The sequence below is a fragment of the Staphylococcus hyicus genome, from assembly GCF_000816085.1.
GTDB lineage: Bacteria > Bacillota > Bacilli > Staphylococcales > Staphylococcaceae > Staphylococcus > Staphylococcus hyicus.
In genome coordinates, this window is sequence record NZ_CP008747.1 from 853,316 (window position 1) to 874,044 (window position 20,729).

Consider the following 20,729-nt stretch of genomic DNA (forward strand, 5'->3'; position numbering starts at 1 on the left):
GTTCACTCCTTTAATTTACCGCGTTCATAAGCTTCTATTTCTTTTTCAAAAGCGAGTGTCATCCCTATATCGTCTAAACCATTGATAAATTTGTGTTTCCATCTTTCTTCAATGTCAAAAGTGACGATATCATCTTTGACAATAATTCGTTGCCTTGGAAGATCAATTGTGATTTTTTTTGCAGCAACTATTTTTTGCCTTGTATCATCGTCAAGGCGTATAGGTAACAAGGCATTTTTAGTGCAATTCATATAAAATATGTCACTGAAGCTTTTAGCAATGATGACTTGAAAACCATAATCTTTTAGCGCCCAAGCAGCGTGTTCACGACTTGAGCCACACCCAAAATTATCTCCTGTAACGAGAATCGTTGCCTTATTGTATGGAGCTTGATTTAAGATGAATTCCGGATTATCTTGGCCATTCTTTAAATAACGCCATTCATCAAAGAGAAAGGGGCCAAATCCACTTTTTGAGATTCGTTTCAGATGTACTTTTGGTATGATTTGATCCGTATCAATATTATCGTGAAATAAAGGAACGACAGTGCCTGTATAAGTGGTAAAGGGTTTAATCTTCATCATAATGTTTTCGCCACCTTTCTTACGTCAATAAAATGACCATGAATCGCTGCGACAGCTGCCATTGCAGGGGATACGAGGTGTGTTCGAGCCCCTTTACCTTGTCGACCTTCAAAATTACGATTACTCGTTGAGGCACAATGAACGCCATCAGGAACTTGGTCTGGATTCATACCTAGGCACATACTACATCCTGGTTCACGCCATTCAAAACCTGCTTCAATAAAAATACGATCTAATCCCATTGTTTCAGCTTCTTTTTTTACTTGTCTTGATCCTGGAACGACGATGGCTGTGATATTAGGGTGAACCTTTTGATTTTTAATGTATCGACTCGCTTCTATGAGATCAGATAAGCGGGCATTTGTACATGAACCTAAAAAGACATAACCTAGCGGAATATCTGAGGCACGTTGACCAGGCTTTAATCCCATGTAGCGATAAGCGCGCTCATCATTGATGTTTTTTATATCTGGAAACGCCGCTCCGACACTGACACCCATTTCAGGACTCGTTCCCCAAGTCACTTGAGGTTCTAAATGTGATACATCCATTTTAATGACTTTATCAAAAGAGGCATTTTCGTCACTATATAATGTTTGCCAGTGACTTAATTTTTTATCAAAATTTTCAACAAAGCGACGTCCTTTTAAATAGTCAAATGTGGTCGAATCGGGTTGAATCACACCATATTTAGCACCTGCTTCGATTGCCATATTACATAACGTCATTCTGCCTTCCATAGATAAGGACTTTACGGTGTTGCCAGTAAACTCTATAGCATACCCTGTACCAAAATCAACACCGTACTGATTAATTAAATAAAGGATAATGTCCTTCGCATAGACGCCTTTAGGTAACGAACCAGTGATTTCAATTTTTAAATTTTTGGGTTTAATTTGCCATAACGTTTGTGTCGCAAATACATGTTCTACTTCACTTGTGCCTATGCCAAAGGCAATTGCACCAAATGCGCCGTGTGTGGCCGTATGTGAATCTCCACATACAATTGTTTTTCCTGGTTGTGTCAAACCTAGCTCAGGCCCAACCATATGAACGATACCTTGTTCTTGTGAACCCATATCAAATAAAGTCACATCGAAATCTTTACAATTTTGTTGAAGTGCTTGTATTTGGTTTAGTGCGACATCGTCTTGAATATTATAAATATCTATTGTTGGTACGTTGTGGTCTAAAGTAGCATATGTCAAATCAGGACGGCGTAAGGACCTATTTTGAATACGTAATCCTTCAAAAGCTTGCGGTGAAGTGACTTCGTGAATAAGGTGTAAATCAATATATAGTAGTTGTGGCTCACCGGCATCACCTGTAATGACATGATGATGCCAAATTTTATCAAACAGTGTTTGTCCCATAATTACGCCTCCTTAATATACGTTTGAACATATTTAAAAATATCACTCGTTTTATAACGACCGCCTATATCTGGAGTAGTTAACTCATTAACTATAAGATGTTCGATACATGATTCAATGATTTTAGCGGCTTCGGGTAAGTTAAATGTTACTCTTAAACACATCGCAAGTGATAATAACATACCAAATGGATTGGCTTTATTTTGACCAGCAATATCGGGCGCAGATCCATGAATAGGTTCATATAAACTTACTCCATCATGTCCTCTGCTCAAAGAAGGGGAGAGACCTAGTGAACCAGGCAACATGGATGCTTCATCACTCAATACATCTCCAAATAAATTTTCCGTGACAATAATATCGAAATGTTGTGGATTTTGAAGCAGTTTCATGCTACAAGCATCTACAAGAAGATGTTCTAATTGAACCTCAGGATAGAATTGTGCAACTTCATTCATCGTTTGACGCCATAATTTACTACTTGCAAGTACATTTTCTTTATCAACAGAAGTGACGCGTTGTTTTCGTTTTTGTGCGAGTTTAAAAGCAACATGTGCGATATGTTCGATTTCAGATTTTGTATAAACTAGTGTATCCATAGCTGAGTCCGCTCGTAGTACTCTTGGTTCACCAAAGTATATGCCGCCTGTGAGTTCACGTACGATAATAAAATCAGTATTTGTCACGATTACTGCCTTTAATGGGGATAATTTAACCATTGATGGCGTCACTTTTGTGGGGCGTATATTACCAAATAATCTTAATGATTGTCGCAATTTCAATAATCCTTGTTCGGGTCTTTCTTGATGGTTTTGCCATTTAGGACCGCCTATAGCGCCTAACAAAATGGCATCCGCACGTTTACACGCAGCCAGGGTATGTTCGGGTAAAGGCGTATTGTATTGATCGATGGCACATCCACCCATGAGATGTTCTTCAAGTTCATAATTAAAATGAAATTTATGAGCTAACAATTTTAATACGTCTAATGTGCCTGACATGATTTCAGGACCTATACCATCACCAGCTATCGCAACAACTCGCTTAGTCATGTTAAACCACCTCACTTGTGTTGATATGAGACATTGCTTTAGATGATGCTTCAACATAGGCTTTACAAGATGCATATATAATATCATGGTCAAAACCTACGCCATCATATTGCACATTATTTAATCGTATAGAAACGCGCACTTCAGCTTGCGCATCTGCCCCTTCAGTGATGGCTTCAATACGATAATCTAAAAGTTCAGGTTTCATATTAAAAATACGATCAACTGCATTGTAAATAGCGACGATTGACCCTGTACCTATGCATGAATCTTGATATGTTTGCCCATCTTTATCCTTTATGACGACGACAGCGCTTTGTAAACCGTGTGAGACAAATTGAAGTTGTAATGTAGTTAATTGATAGTTTGAATGTAATTCATGAGCTGTACCTTGAATTAACGCATGAATATCTCGATCAGTGACTTGCTTTTTCTTATCTGCAATATTTTTAAATGCTTTAAACAGAACTTTCTGTTCATTCGATGTGATATCGTATCCGAGTTGTTTCAATTTTTCTTGAAAAGCGTGTTTACCAGACAATTTACCCAGGGGTAATTCAGTTTGTTTAATACCGACCAGTTGCGGTGTCATGATTTCATAAGTTTCAGGATTTTTGAGAAATCCATCTTGATGTATTCCCGATTCATGACTAAATGCATTTTTGCCGATTATCGCTTTATTGCGAGGTACGGCAATGCCAGTGTATCGTGCAATTAAATCGGAAGTTGCTTTTGTTTGATTCAGTTGAATGTGTGTTTCGATGCCGTAGTGATCTTTACGTACATAAAGCCCAAGCGCAACTTCTTCTAGTGCCGTATTACCTGCACGTTCGCCAATACCATTTAATGTTCCTTCAATACGTGTGGCGCCATTTTCTATTGCTGCCATACTATTTGCGACAGCTAATCCGAGATCGTCATGACAATGTGCACTATATATGATTTCTGATTTAGATTTGATTTCTTGTTTCAATGTTTTAAAAATCTGCCCATATTCGGTTGGATAACTATAACCTACAGTATCAGGGATATTGATTATTGTGGCACCTGCATCTACAGCAGTTTGTACACTTTGAATTAAAAATGGAAGGGGTGTACGCGTCGCATCTTCAGGTGAAAATTGTACAACATCAAATAATGTTTTTGCGTAGGATACATGTTCCGTAATGGAAGCCAGTACATCTTTTTCAGTCATATTCAGTTTTGATTCCAAATGGATTGGACTTGTAGCGATAAAAACGTGTATGGAAGGTTTCACAGCATCTTTTGTTGCTTCATATACCGCATCGATATCTGATTTCTTGCACCTTGCTAAACCTGTCACAGTCGTTTTTGTTAACGTTTGTGCGATGGCTTTTACAGAGTCAAAGCTCCCTTGAGTTGAAGCGGGGAAACCCGCTTCAATCACATCAACACCCCAATGTTCAAGTTGTTTCGCAATTGCCAAACGTTCATCAAATGAAAAGCTTACGCCAGGTGTTTGTTCTCCGTCTCTAAGTGTGGTATCAAATAGTTGAATATGACTTGTCATCATGAACAGCTCCTTTAAATAATTCGTTTACTTTTGAATTTGTTTTGTTTTAATAAAAGGCATCATTTTCCGTAAATCTTGGCCAACTTGAGTAATAGGATGGTCTTTTTGTTGTTGTCTCATTTGTTTAAATCGTTTAAATCCATTTTCGTTGTCTTGAATAAATTGATCACTAAATACACCTGTTTGAATATCCTTTAAAACAGCTTTCATATTGTTTTTAGTCTCATCTGTAATAACACGTGGACCTGAAACATAGTCTCCAAATTCAGCTGTATTTGAAATGGAATAACGCATATTTTCTAATCCACCTTCATAAAGTAAGTCGACAATGAGTTTCATCTCATGTAACACTTCAAAGTAGGCAATTTCTGGTTGGTACCCAGCTTCAGTTAATACTTCAAAACCACTTTGAATAAGGCGTGTGACACCTCCGCATAATACTGCTTGCTCTCCGAATAAATCTGTTTCAGTTTCTTCTTTATAAGATGTTTCAAGTACACCTGCACGCGTTGCGCCAATGCCCTTAGCATAACTGAGTGCAATATCACGTGCTTTGCCGGATGCGTTTTGATGTACAGCAAACAATGCAGGGACCGCAGAACCTTCTGTAAAAGTACGTCGAACAAGGTGACCAGGCCCTTTTGGTGCTACTAAAAAGACATCAACGTCTGTAGGTGGTTGAATTACATTAAAATGAATGTTAAAGCCATGCGCGAATGCAAGTGCATTGTGCGGTTGTAAGTTAGGTTGAATCTCCTGATGGTATACGGCTCCTTGAATTTCATCTGGCAATAAAACCATCACGACATCTGCTTGCGCTGTCGCATCACTAACGGAAAAGACATGAAAGCCATCCTCTTTAGCTTGTTCAAAAGAACGTCCTGGTCGAATACCTATCACGACGTCATAACCGTTATCTTTCAAATTTTGTGCATGGGCATGTCCTTGAGAGCCATATCCAATAACTGCAATTTTCTTTCCTTTTAATACATCATTTTCGATATCTTGATCATAATAAACTTTTGTCATTATAAATTCCTCCTCGTACAATATGTGTTGAATGATTAAACAATGCCTGCAGGTCCAGACCGTGAAACTTGAGAGATGTCTAACGATGAGAGGTGTTCTAAAAGACGGTCTAATGTGTATTGTGGACCAGTGACTTGTAAATAAATAAAATTGTTATCATTTTTTAAAATAGTAACTAATGTATCATAAGGTTCAAGTAAAGAGTTTAAAACTGAAATGTCTGATGGCGCTTTTAGCTTTATAAGTAACAATTCTCGATTAAATGTATTTGTATCAGTGATATCCTCTACAGTTAAAATATTGATTTGCTTTTTTAATTGCTGAATAATGGTGCGTGTGACATTTTCGTTCGGAACTTCTGCAACAAATGTGATTTCTGTTAATCCTTCATCGCGGGTGGGGCTTGCAGCAATGGTAACGATATTGAATTGACGCCGGACAAAAATGCTAGTAAGACGGTTTAAAGTACCTGCTTTATCAAATACTTTTAATTTGAAGGTACGTTTCATAGTAATCCCTCCATTTCGTGATTTGCTTTACCACTAGGAACCATTGGAAGTACTGGTTCTTCAGGTGAGATACGAATTTCAATAAAAGCAGGACCTTCGTAGTTAAAAGCGTCTTCAAGCGTTCGCTCTAAATGGCTAGGATCATCTATTAAAAAGGTTTTCACACCATAGGCTTCAACTAATTTGACGAAATTGGGTTGGTCATTAAATACAGAATGTGAAAAACGTTGTTTAAAAAATTTATCTTGCCATTGTTTCACCATGCCAAGTGTCCCGTTGTTAATGAGTACGACTTTAATATTAAGTTGATATGCCTTTAGTAAGGCGAGTTCTTGATTTGTCATTTGAAAACCGCCATCACCAACGAAAGCCACGACCGTCTCTTTTGGTTTAGCAAATTGTGCACCGATTGCTGCTGGGATACCAAATCCCATTGTTCCTAATCCACCACTAGTAATGAATTGACCATGTGTCCGAAAAGGGTAAAATTGGGCGACCCACATTTGATGTTGCCCAACATCTGTGGCTACATAAGCGCGGCCATTAGTAATTTCTCCGATATATTCAATCGCACGTTGTGGTCTGCAAAATAATGCATGGTCATCTTGGAGATATTTAAACGGATGCTTTGCTTTGTAGTGTTCAACTTGCCTTAACCATGACCGATGTTTAGACGGACACGGTGTTTGATTTAATAAGGCTTCTAGAACGTTTCTGACGTCAGCTACGATGCCTAAATGAGTGTTAATAACTTTATTAATTTCAGAAGCATCAATATCGACATGAATAATTGTGGCATTTTCAGCAAATGTCTTCGGTTGACTCGCAAGGCGATCATCAAATCTTGAACCAAAATTGATGAGTAAATCACATTCTGTAATGGCCATGTTACTTGCATAAGAACCGTGCATGCCACCCATTCCTAGGAATAGGGGATGTTCATAAGGCATTGCACCCAATCCATGTAGCGTTGTCACAACCGGAATATGATTTCGTTCTACAAATGTTTGTAGTAAACTATTTGCTTTTGAAAAATTGACGCCTGCCCCTGCTAAAACAAGTGGTTTCTCAGCTGTATTTAAAAAATCAATAACTTTCTGTATTTCTTCAGTTGTTGGTGTAAGATTGACATCATACCCTGGTGTATGGATCGTAGTATCATGTGTTTTATCTGTTGTTAGAATCCCCATATCTTTAGGAAAATCAATTACTACAGGCCCTTTACGACCTGAATTTGCAATATAAAACGCTTCTTTCACAATTTTTGGAATGTCTTTTACGTCATTGACTTGATAATTATGTTTCGTAATAGGTGTGGTCATCGATAGTAAATCTGCTTCTTGGAATGCATCTTTGCCAATGCCTGCCTTTGCTACTTGGCCAGTGAACACCACTAAAGGCAGAGAATCACTGTACGCATCAGCAATACCTGTAAGTGTGTTCGTTGCACCTGGACCACTAGTCACTATCACAACGCCTGGTTTACCACTTACGCGTGCATATCCCTCAGCTGCATGTACAGCGCCTTGCTCGTGTCTATAAAGAATGTGTGGAATTCGGTCATCATAAATTGAATCATAGAGTGGAAGTACGGCACCGCCAGGGTAACCAAATATATACTCAACATTTTCTTCTAATAGCGCATCAATCAATATATCGGATCCTGATCTAGGCATATTAGGTTTTAAGTTCGAATCTGATGATTGAAATGTACGATGAGCAGATACTAATACTTTTTCATCATTCGTCATACATCATCCCTCCATGTTTAAAGTAAGTGTTCAGGTACTTGCATCACGCCACCTGTATTCGCACTTGTAACAAGAGCGGTATAACGGGCAAGATAACCAGTTTTTACTTTTGCTTTAAAAGGTTTTAATTGGTTTTGTCGTTGTTCTAAAGTTTTAGCGTCAACATGTAACGCAATATGTCGTTTTAATAAATCAATCGTTATTTCATCACCATCTTCAATTAAGGCGATTGGGCCTCCTGACGCTGCTTCTGGAGAAATGTGCCCCACTGCGATACCACGCGTTGCACCGGAAAAGCGTCCGTCAGTAATCAACGCAACATCTTTACCTAAACCGCGTCCAACAATTGACGAGGTAGGTGCGAGCATTTCTGGCATACCTGGACCACCTTTTGGACCTTCATAACGAATGACAACGACATGTCCCGTGCGAACGGTATGATTGTCAATGGCTTGAACGGCATCGTCATGGCTATCAAAACAGATAGCCTTACCTTTAAAAGTTTTAATCGAAGGGTCAACACCGCCAACTTTAATGACAGCACCATCTGGCGCAATGTTGCCATATAATATAGATAATCCACCTTCGCTATCGTAAGGATGGTGAAGAGGTCTAATAACTTCAGTATTAGTGATTTCGTGTCCTTCATAGTTTTCACGTAAGGTACGTCCTGTAATAGTGATACGATCAGGATGTAAAACACCTGGCTTTTTTAATAATTCATTAATAATTGCAGGTACGCCACCCGCGTTGTGTACATCTTCCATTGAATATGAAGAACTCGGTGCAATTTTAGAAAGATAAGGTGTTTTTTTAGCAATATCATTAATACGTTGAAGGTCATAATCGATACCAGCTTCGTTGGCAATTGCTAATGTATGTAATACTGTATTTGTTGATCCACCCATGGCCATATCTAATGCAAATGCATCATCAATTGCCTCTTTAGTTACGATATCTCTAGGTTTAAGGTCGTTTTTGACATTTTCTACAAGTTGTTTAGCTGCTTTACGAATTAATGTGCGACGCTCATCACCGACAGCTAACACAGTGCCATTATATGGTAAGGCCAGACCGAGGACTTCCATAAGGCAGTTCATGGAATTAGCGGTGAACATACCTGAGCACGACCCACAAGTCGGACACGCATTTTGTTCCATTTCTAGAAAAGTTTCTTTAGACATTTTTCCTTCTTTAAATGCGCCCACGGCCTCAAACATAGATGATAATGTCAACGCTTTTCCTTGAGAGGACAGACCAGCTTTCATCGGGCCGCCGGAACAAAATATTGCTGGGACATTTGTGCGGACAGCAGCAAGCAACATACCGGGTGTGATTTTGTCACAATTAGGTATATAAAAGACCCCATCAAACCAATGTGCATTGACTACTGTTTCAGCAGCATCTGCAATGATTTCTCTACTAGGTAAGGAATAACGCATGCCGATATGTCCCATTGCAATACCGTCATCTACGCCTATCGTATTGAATTCAAATGGAATACCTCCGGCTTCACGAATTGCTTCTTTCGCTATATCGCCAAGTTCTCTTAAATGAACATGTCCAGGGACGATATCAATATAAGAATTACAAATAGCAATAAAGGGTTTATTCATATCAGTAGGGGATTTAATTTGTCCAGTAGCATGTAGTAAACTCCGAGCGGGTGCTTGATGATCACCTTTTTTTATCATGTCGCTTCTCATGAAAAGACCTCCTAATTATTAGTGAAAACGTATTTTAAAAATAAAAAATGCGCCCCAATTTTAAATTGGGACGCATCTTTTAAGTCCCATTCAAGTAGAAATAGGACTTAAGTGATTAGTAAGTCAGCTTACTAATACTCCAGTCCTGAGCGCAATAATAAAATAATAATATTTTGTTGTTGTTGAACAGTGCATTGTGTAAAAAACATGATATTGCGCTCCTTTCTTGAATGAGTGTTTGTATATTCAATGTTTTAAATTGATAGAATTATCTAAAAATTCATGTACTTAATTTACCGTATCCGATTAACGATGTCAATAACAAATTTGAAATTTCTGAAAATTTATTTATCTCATGCTTAAATAACTCGGTAGAGTCAGTAGTAGAAAAATTTGTTACAATAGACAAGTAAATCAAATCAGGAGAGAACTAATGATTAAAATAAAAAATTTAGATGACTTACAACAGTTTGCAGTGAATTTGACCGCACGTTTAAAATCCGGAGATGTGGTTTTATTAGAGGGCGATCTTGGTGCAGGTAAAACGACGCTAAGTCAAATGGTTGGTCGTTTGTTAGGTGTAAGGCGCACGATTAATTCACCAACATTTAATATTATTAAATCATATCAAGGTAGTAATTTAGCATTTCATCATATGGATTGTTACCGATTAGAAAATTCTGATGAAGACCTAGGTTTTGAAGAATATTTTGAAGATGACGCCATTACGTTCATTGAGTGGAGTCAATTTATTCAAGATTATTTACCATCTCATTTTTTACGTATTACTATAAATGTTATGGATGAAAATACAAGAACGATTGACCTTGATGCTTCTGGGGTTCATTTTGAACAGATTAAGGAGGCGCTTGAACATGATTAGTTTATTATTGGATAGTTCCAATCAGCCACTATCTGTTGCAGTTATGCAAGATAATGAAGTGTTAGCATCTAAAACCGTTTCAGAGAAAAAAAATCATTCTATACAATTGCTACCAACTATTAAAAGTTTGCTTGATGGTATCAATTTAACACCTAAGGATATAGATGCAATTATCGTGGCTCAAGGACCTGGATCATATACAGGATTAAGAATTGGTGTAACTACTGCTAAAACATTAGCATATACGCTTAACATACCACTATTTGCCGTATCTTCTTTAGCTGCGTTGGCTGCTACAGTTAAGGATAAATCAAAAACGATTGTACCTATTTTTAATGCACGTCGAGGATTTGTTTTTGCAGGTGTTTATCAGTGGGTAAATGATGTATTAACCTGCGTGATTGAAGATCAATATATTTCAGTAAACACATTAATTTCAAAACTAGACAACTTGCAAAACGTTGTATTTGTTGGAGTGGATACACAAGTATTTGAAACGGAGCTTAAATCATATCAAACAGTACCGAATCTGCCACAGGCACATGAAATGTTTCAGTTAAAAGGTCAGCCAGTCGACGTTCATGCATTTGTCCCATCTTATTTAAAATTATCGGAGGCAGAACAAAATTGGATGAATCAACAATCAAACAAGAGCTAAGTATTCGTCGGATGACCGTGGAAGATGTTACAGCTGTTTTTGATATTGAACGTGTGAGTTTTAATGACAGTTCTTGGACCCGAGATGCATTTTATCATGAATTAAGTGAAAATAACTTTGCGCATTATTTTGTAATGGAATACAAGCAAAAAATCATAGCATATCTAGGCGTATGGATTGTCGTGGATCAAGCACAAATTACAACCATTGCTGTAAAACCCAACTATCGTGGTTTAGGATTAGGACAATTATTATTAGAGTATGTAATGACTTATAGTTCACAAATTGCGAATATGATGAGTCTCGAAGTTCGTGTCGAAAATATCGTAGCCCAACATATTTATCAAAAATTGGGCTTTGAATTTGGAGGTCGTCGCGTAAATTATTATGGAGAAGGAGAAGATGCTTTAGTGATGTGGGTGAAATTAAAATGACACAAAACGTTAGAATTTTAGCGATTGAGACCAGTTGTGATGAAACCAGTGTAGGTGTCATTGATAATGGCACACAATTAATAAGTAATCGTGTATTGAGCCAAATCGATAGTCATAAACGATTTGGTGGCGTTGTACCTGAAGTAGCCAGTCGTCATCATGTTGAAAATATGACCATTATGATTGAAGATGCATTACAACATGCTGCATGTTCTATGGATGATATTGATGCAATCGCTGTCACACAAGGCCCAGGTCTAATCGGTGCACTACTTGTAGGAGTGAATGCTGCCAAAGCATTGGCATTTGCACATCAAAAACCACTTATTCCTGTACATCATATCGCAGGACATGTGTATGCGAATCAGTTAGAAAATGAATTAACATTTCCTTTAATCGCTTTAATCGTATCGGGTGGGCACACAGAACTAGTCTATATGAAGGATCATCTGGATTTTGAAATTATAGGTGAGACACGTGATGATGCAGTAGGTGAAGCATATGATAAAGTCGCACGAACTATTGGACTACCTTATCCAGGAGGACCTCATATTGATCGTCTTGCACAAGAAGGTGAAGATACGTATGCGCTTCCGCGTGTGTGGCTAGAAGCTGAAAGTTTTGATTTTAGTTTTAGTGGATTAAAAAGTGCAGTTATTAATAAGTTACACAATTTGAAGCAAAAAGGGGAAACGCCAATACCTGAAAATGTCGCAACAAGTTTCCAAAATAGTGTAGTTGAAGTGCTTGTAGGTAAAGCTATAAAAGCATGCGATGCGTACAAAGTGAAACAGCTTATTGTCGCAGGTGGTGTAGCAAGCAATCGTGGTTTAAGGGCTTCCTTACAGAAAGCAACTTCCGAAAAAGGGATTACTTTAACTATTCCTAAGGCGTCGTTATGTACGGATAATGCAGCTATGATAGGTGCAGCAGCTTATTATATCTATCAAAAAGGGATTTTAGCTGATTTAGATTTAAATGGAAAAAGTCAAATGGATATCGAAATGTATCGATAAATGAAAACCGTCCTACAGATTCGTTTTAATCTGAAGGGCGGTTTTGTTTAGATGTTTCAAATATTTCAACATCATGCTTGGCATGGCAATATATTTCAGGAGGAAATTTCATGATTCGAATAAGCTCCAGTGCATTACGAGTGTTGGCAGGGCCTTGTTTTATTTTGTAATCAAAATGTATGGTATCGTTATGAATAACTTCATTAAAGTGATAATTTATAAAATTATTATATAACTTGTGTGTGAGTTCTATATCATGAGTAGCTGCGATTAATTTTAAGTTTTGATATTGAGATAAATATTGTAAGACGGAGGTTGAGGCTGCGATGCGTTCAGCTGTATTCGTTCCTTTAAATATCTCATCAATAAAATAATAATGTGTGGTGAGCGGATCAATATTGAATAATCGTTTTAATGATTTGATTTCAGCCATGAAATAACTGTCACCTGTCAGCACATCATCGGCATTTCCCATTGTTGTTTTTACAACGCCAGGTTTGAATTCAAAGTGCTCTGCCGTTACTATATGGATGGCTTGCGCTAATATTAAATTAATCGCAACTGCTTTCATAAACGTAGACTTTCCAGAAGCGTTAGAACCAGTTAGTAAAATATTGTGATCAAATTTAAAATCATTCCCAACTGCTTCCACCACTAATGGATGAATCAATGAAGTAAACTTGAATGAATCTTTGACTGAAGGCGTTGTATATATTTCTTGGTGATAACGCCACTGGTCAACCGCCAACAACGCATCAATTTCACCAATGTATCTGTAACATGCATGAATGATTTCATGATTTATTTTAAAACGTTTAATTAACATGTGATATAAATGTATATCAATCAAGAAGATATATTTTATTAATAACAAAAAATACCCAGGAATGGTATTTACTTTAATTAATAAAAAGCGCCAACGATTGACTTGATTGAGTTCCCTCAAGTTATACTCAAATTTAGGGCTTAATTTTAATTTTTGGATTTTATTGGTTGTATGGATAACACGGCCAGTAAAAAACAAACTCTCCACATCGTTATCTACATAATGATCAAATCGTACACTTACAATTAAATTTATTAACAAAGAACATAATACTGCCAAAATACTTATCGGTATATCCCATAAACTTAAAAGAATACTTATGATAGGAAGAAAAGGTAACACATAATAAATAGGGTGAAAACGATATTGATATTCATTCCAATCATATTTAGGATAGGTTTGTTTTCCTAATTTAGCGAGTAACATAACGAGTTTTTGATGAAATAATACATCTTTTTTAATATGATCCCAAAGATCTAAATGTGACAGTGTGGATTGAAGTCTTAAAATATGATATAAGTGATTTTCGCCTATTGAAGTATACGTATAATTCAAAGATTTGAACATGTCTATCATATTTAAATCTGACCATGTTTTATCGTCAATCCAAAACAATGGATGGTGACTGTTCTCGCATAATGATGCATATTTAAGATAATACGTATTATAAAAGGCATATGATCGAACTTATGATGATGCTTTAAATGTGCTACGATTGATTTGCGGAACACAATATATTGATATATTTCTGTAACTATCATTACAGTGATAATGACGGCGATGAAAACAATGAAAAAAATAAAGTTCACCATGTGCGTTGAGCTCCCTTAATCTAATTTAATAAAATAATCTATATAAAACAATTTTAATTATTAATTAAGATTAATACAAGGTCCAAAGAAAGAGATTAAAAAGTCAATAGGGAACATGCGTACTTATGCACAACTTGTTAACATCCTGTGTATAAAAATAGATATAATACCGAAAAAAGGGTGGATATATTGTTGATAAGTATCGTTTCGATTAAGTGTTTATTTGTGGATAAGTAGGATATCTTTGTGGACAGTTGTAATATAAAGGGTTTTAAAACAATGCGTCTGTCTATAAAGTGTGTAAATAAAAATAACCGAAGTATAAAATTATACTTCGATATTAAGTGTTATGTTTCATATTCATTTAATAAATGTTGTAATTCTTCCCATTGTAGCATTGAATGTTCTAAATTTTGTTCGATTGTGCTTCGTTCGTTTGCAAGACGTGCAGTCTCTTCATAATCATTTACAATTTCTTCTGATGCCATTAGTATATCTAATTGCTCAATTTGCGCTTCGTAAGTTGCTATATGTGCTTCATGTTCTTCGATTTGACGTTCAATTTTACGTTTTTCACGTCGCATGACTTTTTGATCTTGGTAATCCGTGTTTGATACTATGCTAGAAGGTTGTTTATCAAACTGCGTTTCACCTTGTCGCGCCTCTATAGCTTTTTGCTGAGCGACTTTTTCTAAATAGTAGGCATAATTTCCTTGGATAAACTGTCCTCCATCTGAATCCAAACTAAATATTTTATTTGCTAAAGCATTTATAAAATAGCGATCATGGGAGACGAATATTAATGTACCATCAAATTCTGATAAAGCTTGCTCTAACATTTCCTTCGAATTTATGTCAAGATGGTTGGTTGGTTCATCAAGTATTAAAACATTATTTCTTTCTAACATGAGAAGTGCAAGTTGTAATCTAGCCTTTTCGCCACCCGACAGATCATTGATTATTTTTTTAACTTCGTCTTGGGTAAATAAAAAGCGACCTAATACAGCGCGAATATCTTTTTCAGGCATTTGACGATATTGATCCCACACAAAATCTAAAATCGTTTTATTAGATTTGAATTCAGCTTGTTTTTGGTCATAGTACCCGATTTTTAAGTTTGAGCCAGTTTGAATGTGTCCTGAAAGCGCCGAAATTTTATTGGCTAACGTTTTAATAAATGTCGATTTTCCAATACCATTCGGTCCAATTACAGCGATATGATCTCCTTTTGTAATTTCAAACGTGATAGGGGCTGTAATAGGAGTGTGATAACCGATTTCAAGGTTGTTGATATTCATAACATCATTCCCGGTATTTCGGTCAAAATCAAATTGAATATTAGCACTTTTAGCATCTAATAAAGGCTTTTCAATTCGTTCCATTTTTTCTAAAATTTTACGTCGACTTTTAGCCATTCCACTAGTCGAAGCACGTGTGATATTTTTATCAACAAATGTTTCAAGGCGTTTAATTTCTAATTGTTGACGCTCATATTCAATCATGCGCTTTTCATAATATTGGTCACGTAGCTGAACATATTTTGCATAGTTACCTTTATAAAGTTTTACTTCGCCTAGTGCGACATCATACACTTGGGTAACAATTTTGTCTAAAAAGAAACGGTCATGGGAGATGATGACAATCGCGCCATTAAAATATTTTAAATACTCCTCAAGCCATTCTGTGGTTTCCATGTCAAGGTGATTGGTCGGTTCATCCAATAAGAGTAGATCAGGTTTACTTAATAACATTTGTGCAAGTGACAAACGTGTTTTTTGGCCACCACTGAAATCATTAATTGGTCTATCATAATCTTCTACTGTAAATTTTAAGCCATGTAAAACGGTTTTAATTTTACTTTCATATTGGTATCCTTCCATTTGTTCGAATTGATTAGATAATGATTCATAACGATTTAAGTGTTCTTGATATTCGGGACTTTCATAATCATCTGCATGTGTACTCAACCAATCGGTTTCAAATTGCATCTTTTGTGCAATTGACTCGATTTCTTGAAAGGGTTTCGACATTTCCTCGATTACCGTATTTTTGGTATCTAGTGTCATCTGTTGGGTTAAATAGCCAATCTTCAAACCTTTAATTTTAGAGATATGCCCGCTATCGTAATTGTCTACGCCAGCAATAATTTTCATTAGCGTTGATTTTCCAGCACCATTTCGACCAACGATGCCAATACGTTCGCCTGTCTGTACTTCAAAATTGACGTTATTGAAAATTTCCTCACCGTCAAATGATTTTGAAAGTTGATTTAATTGCATTAGTATCATGTGCAAGCTCCTTTCATTCTTAATTATTGTACAACAAAGTGAAAGGGTATCAAATAGATTATGTTCCTTTAAAACCGGTTTTAAGTTATAATTATTATGAATAAAAGTTGGTGAATTTTTTAACAAAACAATATTAAGTCATAATGTATTTACAGATATTTATAGTATATAAAGTAGATAATTCTTTTTATTATAAAATATTTTTAAAGCTACAATAGCACATATGACTTAGTTTGTTGCCTGAAATGGCATGTGAAAGATGGAGGAACGAAAATGACTAAAGAATTAAATAAAATTCCACGCGCGACATTGAAGCGCTTACCGTTATATTATCGCTTTGTAAATAGTCTCAAATCGAAAGGAACATCTCGCGTTAATTCTAAAGAAATAAGCGAAGGTCTTGGTATAGATTCTGCTACAATTAGACGTGATTTTTCTTACTTCGGTGAACTTGGTAAAAAAGGGTATGGTTACAATATTGACAGTTTATTAGAGTTTTTCAAATCCGAATTGAGTGATGCTGATTTAATTAAAATTGGTGTTGTCGGTGTGGGACATTTAGGAAAAGCGTTAATTTCATTTAACTTTCCAATACATGACGATATGTTTATTACAGAAGCTTTTGATATTGATCCAGATATTGTTGGTACAAAAATTGGTGATGTAACAGTGAAATCAATGGATGAAATGAAAAAAGTGATTCAAGATCAAGCGTTAGAAGTAATTATTATTGCGACACCGATTAAGGTTGCCCAAAGTGTTACAGACAAAGTTGTTGCTGCTGGCGTAAAAGGAATTTTAAATTTTACACCATCACCAGTGCAAGTGCCAAATGATGTTCAAGTACATCAAATCGATTTAGGCGTTGAACTTCAGTCGTTATTGTTTTTTATGAAAAACTATGGTTAAGCAATAAAACATTTTTAATCATTAACGTTAGAATGTATGATGCATGAGAATCAACTTAATATATAAATGAAAAATCGAAGTGTAAGTGCTTCGATTTTTTTATTTTGGAATATCCCCTTGATAAAAATAGTTTATTTGTTATAATTCTTATCATAATAATCGGGATAGGAGATGTTTAAATGGTTTGGACAATTATAAGTGGGCTAATCGTAGGGGGACTGTTAGGTTTTGTAATGCAACGTACTCGGTTTTGCTTAACAGGCGGCTTTCGGGATATGTATGTTCAAAGAAACAATAAAATGTTTTATGCATTACTTATTGCTATAACAATTCAAGCTATCGGAATTTTTCTTTTAAACGCCATTGGGGTAATTACTATTTCAAATGAGACGTTTCCAATAATTGGAACAATCATTGGCTCATTTATTTTTGGTATCGGTATCATTTTAGCGGGAGGATGTGCTACTGGTACGTATTACCGTGCGGGTGAAGGATTGATTGGGAGTTGGATAGCCCTTTTAATGTATGCATTATTTGCGGCGATTACTAAAAATGGCGTTTTAGCCCCCTTAATGAATAAAATTAATAGTAAGACAGTTGCCAATGCAGATATGGCTCAATCGACAGGTATTCCAAGTTGGATATTTTTAATTATTTTAGTTGGTGTTACGCTGTTTCTAGTCAATAGAACATTGAGAAAACCGAAACCTAAAATAGCAGTACCACAATTAAAACAACGATATACAGGGTTACGTCACATTTTATTTGAGAAACGTTTCCATCCCTTTGTTGCAGCAATTGTAGTCGGCTTTATAGCGTTAATTGCTTGGCCCATGTCAGAGTCCACTGGGCGACAAGGCGGATTAGGAATCACCACTCCTTCTTCTAAAATTGTCATGTTTTTAACGACAGGTGATGTTTCAACTATAGACTGGGGTGTTTTTCTAGTTATTGGAATCTTTTTTGGATCATATATTGCAGCGCGAGGCTCAAGAGAATTTGCATGGCGTTTACCGGATAAGAAAACACTGCGCAATAGTGCTGTTGGAGGTACTTTCATGGGTTTTGGGGCAGCAGTCGCAGGAGGATGCTCCATTGGTAATGGATTAGTTGCTACTGCAGCATTATCATGGCAAGGTTGGATAGCACTAGCCTTTATGATTATTGGTACGTGGTTTATGAGTTATTTTATGTTTGTTCGACCTATGAGAACTGTACAACGGGGGAAAACAATACAGTCGCAAGCAATGCGTGCGTCATAATCCATAACAAACGGAGGGTTCAAAATGATACATGATTTAGGAACAGTAGGGATGGTTTGTCCATTTCCACTTATTGAAGCGCAAAAGAAAATGCAAGAAATAGCATTAGGAGACGAACTGAAAATCGATTTTGATTGTACACAAGCTACAGAAGCCATTCCTAATTGGGCTGCTGAAAATGGTTATCCAGTTACAAACTATGAACAAATAGGAGATGCTTCTTGGACCATAACTGTGCAAAAAGCCTAAGCACAATTGATGCCGATTAAATCCTTTAGACGAAAGGGTTTGATCGGTTTTATATTGAAAAAATTTCATTTATCAGTGGCGATGTGTGATAAAATAACATAGAGATTATGAAAGCACAAATGACTCATTTTTTACGATTTATTAATGTATGATCACCACCACACAAGTTTTAACGCGTGCCTAATAAATAGGATTCATACAAGTATAGCAACTTTAATATTTACATAGATTGAATAGTGTTCTTGATATGCGCTATGTGACTTATCAAGTTGAGTAGGTTCGAGAAGCATTAGATTCATCTTATCTACAAAAATTTATAAAGGAGGAAATGTAAAGGAATGGAGCAATGGAGTCGGGAAAAGCGTTACCAAAAGTTAGAGGATGTGAATACCAAATCACTTGATACATTAAAAAATCGTGTGCAAGCATCCCTGTATCGCCAAAAATTTCATATTCAGCCCCCAACGGGTTTATTAAATGACCCAAATGGTTTGATTTATTTTCAAGGTCAGTATTATTTATCGCATCAATGGTTTCCATTAGGTGCAGTTCATGGTTTGAAATATTGGTTCCACTATAATGGAAATACATTAGTGACATTAAAACCTCAGGGTCCAATATTAAAACCAGACACGATGTATGATAGCCATGGTGCCTACAGTGGTAGCGCATTTGAATTTCAAAACCAACTTTATTATATGTATACGGGTAATCATCGTACGCAGTCTTGGGAAAGACGGAGTAGTCAGTTATTAGCCAAAGTAAATGATAATGGAGAAGTGGTGAAATTCAATACACCTGCTATTACTGGTCCACCAGAAGGGTATACGCATCATTTTAGAGATCCAAAAGTATTTAAAAAAGATGACGAATTCTATGCGATGATTGGTGCGCAAAGGGCAGATTGTACAGGTGCGATTTTGCTATATAAAACGTTGAATCCTGTAGGGACTTGGGATTTTGTAGGTGAGATTAAAACCCAATTAAAGACATTCGGTTATATGTGGGAATGTCCAGATTACTTTCATCTCAATGGAAAAGATATTTTATTGTTTTGTCCACAAGGGATAGAATCAGAAGACAATACCTATCAAAATATATATCAAAGTGGCTATCTCATAGGTCATTTAGATTTTGAAACACTCACATTTGAACACGAGTCATTTATTGAACTTGATCAAGGTTTTGATTTTTACGCGCCGCAAACATTTTTAGATGAAGCAAAGCGTCGGGTATTAATAGGGTGGATGGGACTACCTGAGACCGAATACCCAACTGATGACGAAGGATGGGCGCATTGCTTAACGGTTCCAAGAATTTTAACGATTGAGTCAGGTCAATTAAAACAAAAACCTCATATGGATTTACGCAAATTAAGACAAAATAAAGAGACAGCATTAGGATATGCGAATAAATTTATTAAACAGCTCCATCCATTTGAAGGAGAGCAATATGAATTAGTAATAGATATACTAGAAAATGACGCATCTGCTATCGAATTTCATTTAAGAGCGTCGAAACATGAAGCCACAGTTATTCGATATGAAACGAATACTAAACAAGTGATTTTAGATCGATTTGACAGTGGACAATTACCTCATCCAGTTGAAGGGACAGTGCGAATAGCACAATTAGAATCAGACCTTTCACAACTACGGATTTTTGTAGATACTTCAAGTATTGAAATATTTTGTAACGAAGGTGAAAAAGTGTTGTCTTCACGAATTTTCCCTTCCAAAGAGGCCAATAAAATCAAAGTGGTTACAGACTCTGGTCAAGTTTATTTAAAAATGACGAAGTATGACATTAACCAAGATGAGAAGCAAATAGAGGCATAATATAAAAAGCCTGAAA

The 20,729-nt window shown here is 36.3% G+C and carries 19 protein-coding genes; 8 read left to right on the plus strand and 11 right to left on the minus strand.

The features are described 5' to 3' along the window. Window positions 1–2: 2 nt before the first annotated feature. The 8 genes from leuD to ilvD all read right to left on the minus strand — a co-directional run bounded on the left by leuD (window position 3) and on the right by ilvD (window position 9,538). Window positions 3–581, minus strand: a complete 579-nt coding sequence (leuD, locus tag SHYC_RS03895) for a 3-isopropylmalate dehydratase small subunit (protein ID WP_039647542.1) — start codon at window positions 579–581, stop codon at window positions 3–5. Continuing rightward, window positions 581–1,957 carry a 3-isopropylmalate dehydratase large subunit gene (gene leuC, locus SHYC_RS03900; protein ID WP_039644686.1) on the minus strand — a complete coding sequence of 459 codons (1,377 nt, stop codon included), beginning with the start codon at window positions 1,955–1,957 and terminating at the stop codon, window positions 581–583. The genes leuD and leuC overlap by 1 nt, the downstream gene beginning before the upstream one ends. A 2-nt stretch (window positions 1,958–1,959) precedes the next feature. Continuing rightward, window positions 1,960–3,009, minus strand: coding sequence for a 3-isopropylmalate dehydrogenase (gene leuB / locus SHYC_RS03905; RefSeq protein ID WP_039644687.1), 1,050 nt, complete (start codon window positions 3,007–3,009; stop codon window positions 1,960–1,962). 1 nt (window position 3,010) lies between these two features. After that, window positions 3,011–4,540 (minus strand): 2-isopropylmalate synthase, encoded by a 1,530-nt coding sequence (locus SHYC_RS03910; protein WP_039644688.1) that lies wholly within the window; start codon window positions 4,538–4,540, stop codon window positions 3,011–3,013. A 27-nt stretch (window positions 4,541–4,567) separates the two neighbouring features. Further along, window positions 4,568–5,572 (minus strand): ketol-acid reductoisomerase, encoded by a 1,005-nt coding sequence (gene ilvC / locus SHYC_RS03915; RefSeq protein WP_039644690.1) that lies wholly within the window; start codon window positions 5,570–5,572, stop codon window positions 4,568–4,570. 35 nt (window positions 5,573–5,607) lie between these two features. Then, a complete protein-coding gene (ilvN, locus tag SHYC_RS03920) occupies window positions 5,608–6,081 on the minus strand; it encodes an acetolactate synthase small subunit (RefSeq protein WP_039644691.1) in 474 nt (157 codons plus the stop codon). Next, entirely contained in the window at window positions 6,078–7,757 is a 1,680-nt protein-coding gene (gene ilvB / locus SHYC_RS03925; RefSeq protein ID WP_371664997.1) for a biosynthetic-type acetolactate synthase large subunit, read from the minus strand. Before ilvB ends, ilvN begins: the two co-directional genes overlap by 4 nt. Window positions 7,758–7,849: 92 nt before the next feature. Continuing rightward, window positions 7,850–9,538: a dihydroxy-acid dehydratase gene (ilvD, locus tag SHYC_RS03930; protein ID WP_039644694.1), complete on the minus strand. Its 1,689-nt coding sequence runs from the start codon at window positions 9,536–9,538 to the stop codon at window positions 7,850–7,852. A gap of 433 nt (window positions 9,539–9,971) precedes the next feature. On the opposite strand from ilvD, the gene tsaE reads away from it, so the two are divergent. Genes tsaE through tsaD form a run of 4 tightly spaced genes read left to right on the plus strand, consistent with a single transcriptional unit; the run spans window position 9,972 to window position 12,529 of the window. Beyond that, complete coding sequence (tsaE, locus tag SHYC_RS03935) at window positions 9,972–10,421, plus strand: tRNA (adenosine(37)-N6)-threonylcarbamoyltransferase complex ATPase subunit type 1 TsaE (protein ID WP_039644695.1); 450 nt, start codon at window positions 9,972–9,974, stop codon at window positions 10,419–10,421. Next, window positions 10,414–11,079, plus strand: a complete 666-nt coding sequence (gene tsaB / locus SHYC_RS03940) for a tRNA (adenosine(37)-N6)-threonylcarbamoyltransferase complex dimerization subunit type 1 TsaB (RefSeq protein ID WP_039644696.1) — start codon at window positions 10,414–10,416, stop codon at window positions 11,077–11,079. Before tsaE ends, tsaB begins: the two co-directional genes overlap by 8 nt. Before the next feature lie 11 nt (window positions 11,080–11,090). Next, on the plus strand, window positions 11,091–11,513 hold the full coding sequence (gene rimI, locus SHYC_RS03945) for a ribosomal protein S18-alanine N-acetyltransferase (protein ID WP_052257870.1): 423 nt from the start codon (window positions 11,091–11,093) through the stop codon (window positions 11,511–11,513). Continuing rightward, on the plus strand, window positions 11,510–12,529 hold the full coding sequence (gene tsaD / locus SHYC_RS03950; RefSeq protein WP_039647544.1) for a tRNA (adenosine(37)-N6)-threonylcarbamoyltransferase complex transferase subunit TsaD: 1,020 nt from the start codon (window positions 11,510–11,512) through the stop codon (window positions 12,527–12,529). The genes rimI and tsaD overlap by 4 nt, the downstream gene beginning before the upstream one ends. Before the next feature lie 25 nt (window positions 12,530–12,554). Here tsaD and SHYC_RS03955 read toward each other — a convergent pair whose 3' ends face one another. The 3 genes from SHYC_RS03955 to SHYC_RS03965 form a co-directional block, all read right to left on the minus strand. Beyond that, the gene (locus SHYC_RS03955) at window positions 12,555–13,970 is read right to left on the minus strand and encodes a MutS-related protein (protein ID WP_126564120.1); all 1,416 of its coding nucleotides are present in this window, start codon (window positions 13,968–13,970) and stop codon (window positions 12,555–12,557) included. Continuing rightward, window positions 13,934–14,167, minus strand: a complete 234-nt coding sequence (locus tag SHYC_RS12250; protein WP_039644699.1) for a hypothetical protein — start codon at window positions 14,165–14,167, stop codon at window positions 13,934–13,936. The genes SHYC_RS03955 and SHYC_RS12250 overlap by 37 nt, the downstream gene beginning before the upstream one ends. Before the next feature lie 347 nt (window positions 14,168–14,514). Then, window positions 14,515–16,455: an ABC-F family ATP-binding cassette domain-containing protein gene (locus SHYC_RS03965; RefSeq protein WP_039644701.1), complete on the minus strand. Its 1,941-nt coding sequence runs from the start codon at window positions 16,453–16,455 to the stop codon at window positions 14,515–14,517. A 273-nt stretch (window positions 16,456–16,728) separates the two neighbouring features. On the opposite strand from SHYC_RS03965, the gene SHYC_RS03970 reads away from it, so the two are divergent. The 4 genes from SHYC_RS03970 (at window position 16,729) to SHYC_RS03985 (ending at window position 20,713) form a co-directional block, all read left to right on the plus strand. After that, window positions 16,729–17,364, plus strand: a complete 636-nt coding sequence (locus SHYC_RS03970; RefSeq protein WP_039644703.1) for a redox-sensing transcriptional repressor Rex — start codon at window positions 16,729–16,731, stop codon at window positions 17,362–17,364. Between the two features lie 179 nt (window positions 17,365–17,543). Next, complete coding sequence (locus SHYC_RS03975) at window positions 17,544–18,626, plus strand: YeeE/YedE family protein (RefSeq protein ID WP_039644704.1); 1,083 nt, start codon at window positions 17,544–17,546, stop codon at window positions 18,624–18,626. Window positions 18,627–18,650: 24 nt separating this feature from the next. Continuing rightward, window positions 18,651–18,875 carry a sulfurtransferase TusA family protein gene (locus tag SHYC_RS03980; protein ID WP_039644706.1) on the plus strand — a complete coding sequence of 75 codons (225 nt, stop codon included), beginning with the start codon at window positions 18,651–18,653 and terminating at the stop codon, window positions 18,873–18,875. A gap of 338 nt (window positions 18,876–19,213) precedes the next feature. Further along, entirely contained in the window at window positions 19,214–20,713 is a 1,500-nt protein-coding gene (locus tag SHYC_RS03985; RefSeq protein WP_039644707.1) for a sucrose-6-phosphate hydrolase, read from the plus strand. Window positions 20,714–20,729 lie beyond the last annotated feature (16 nt).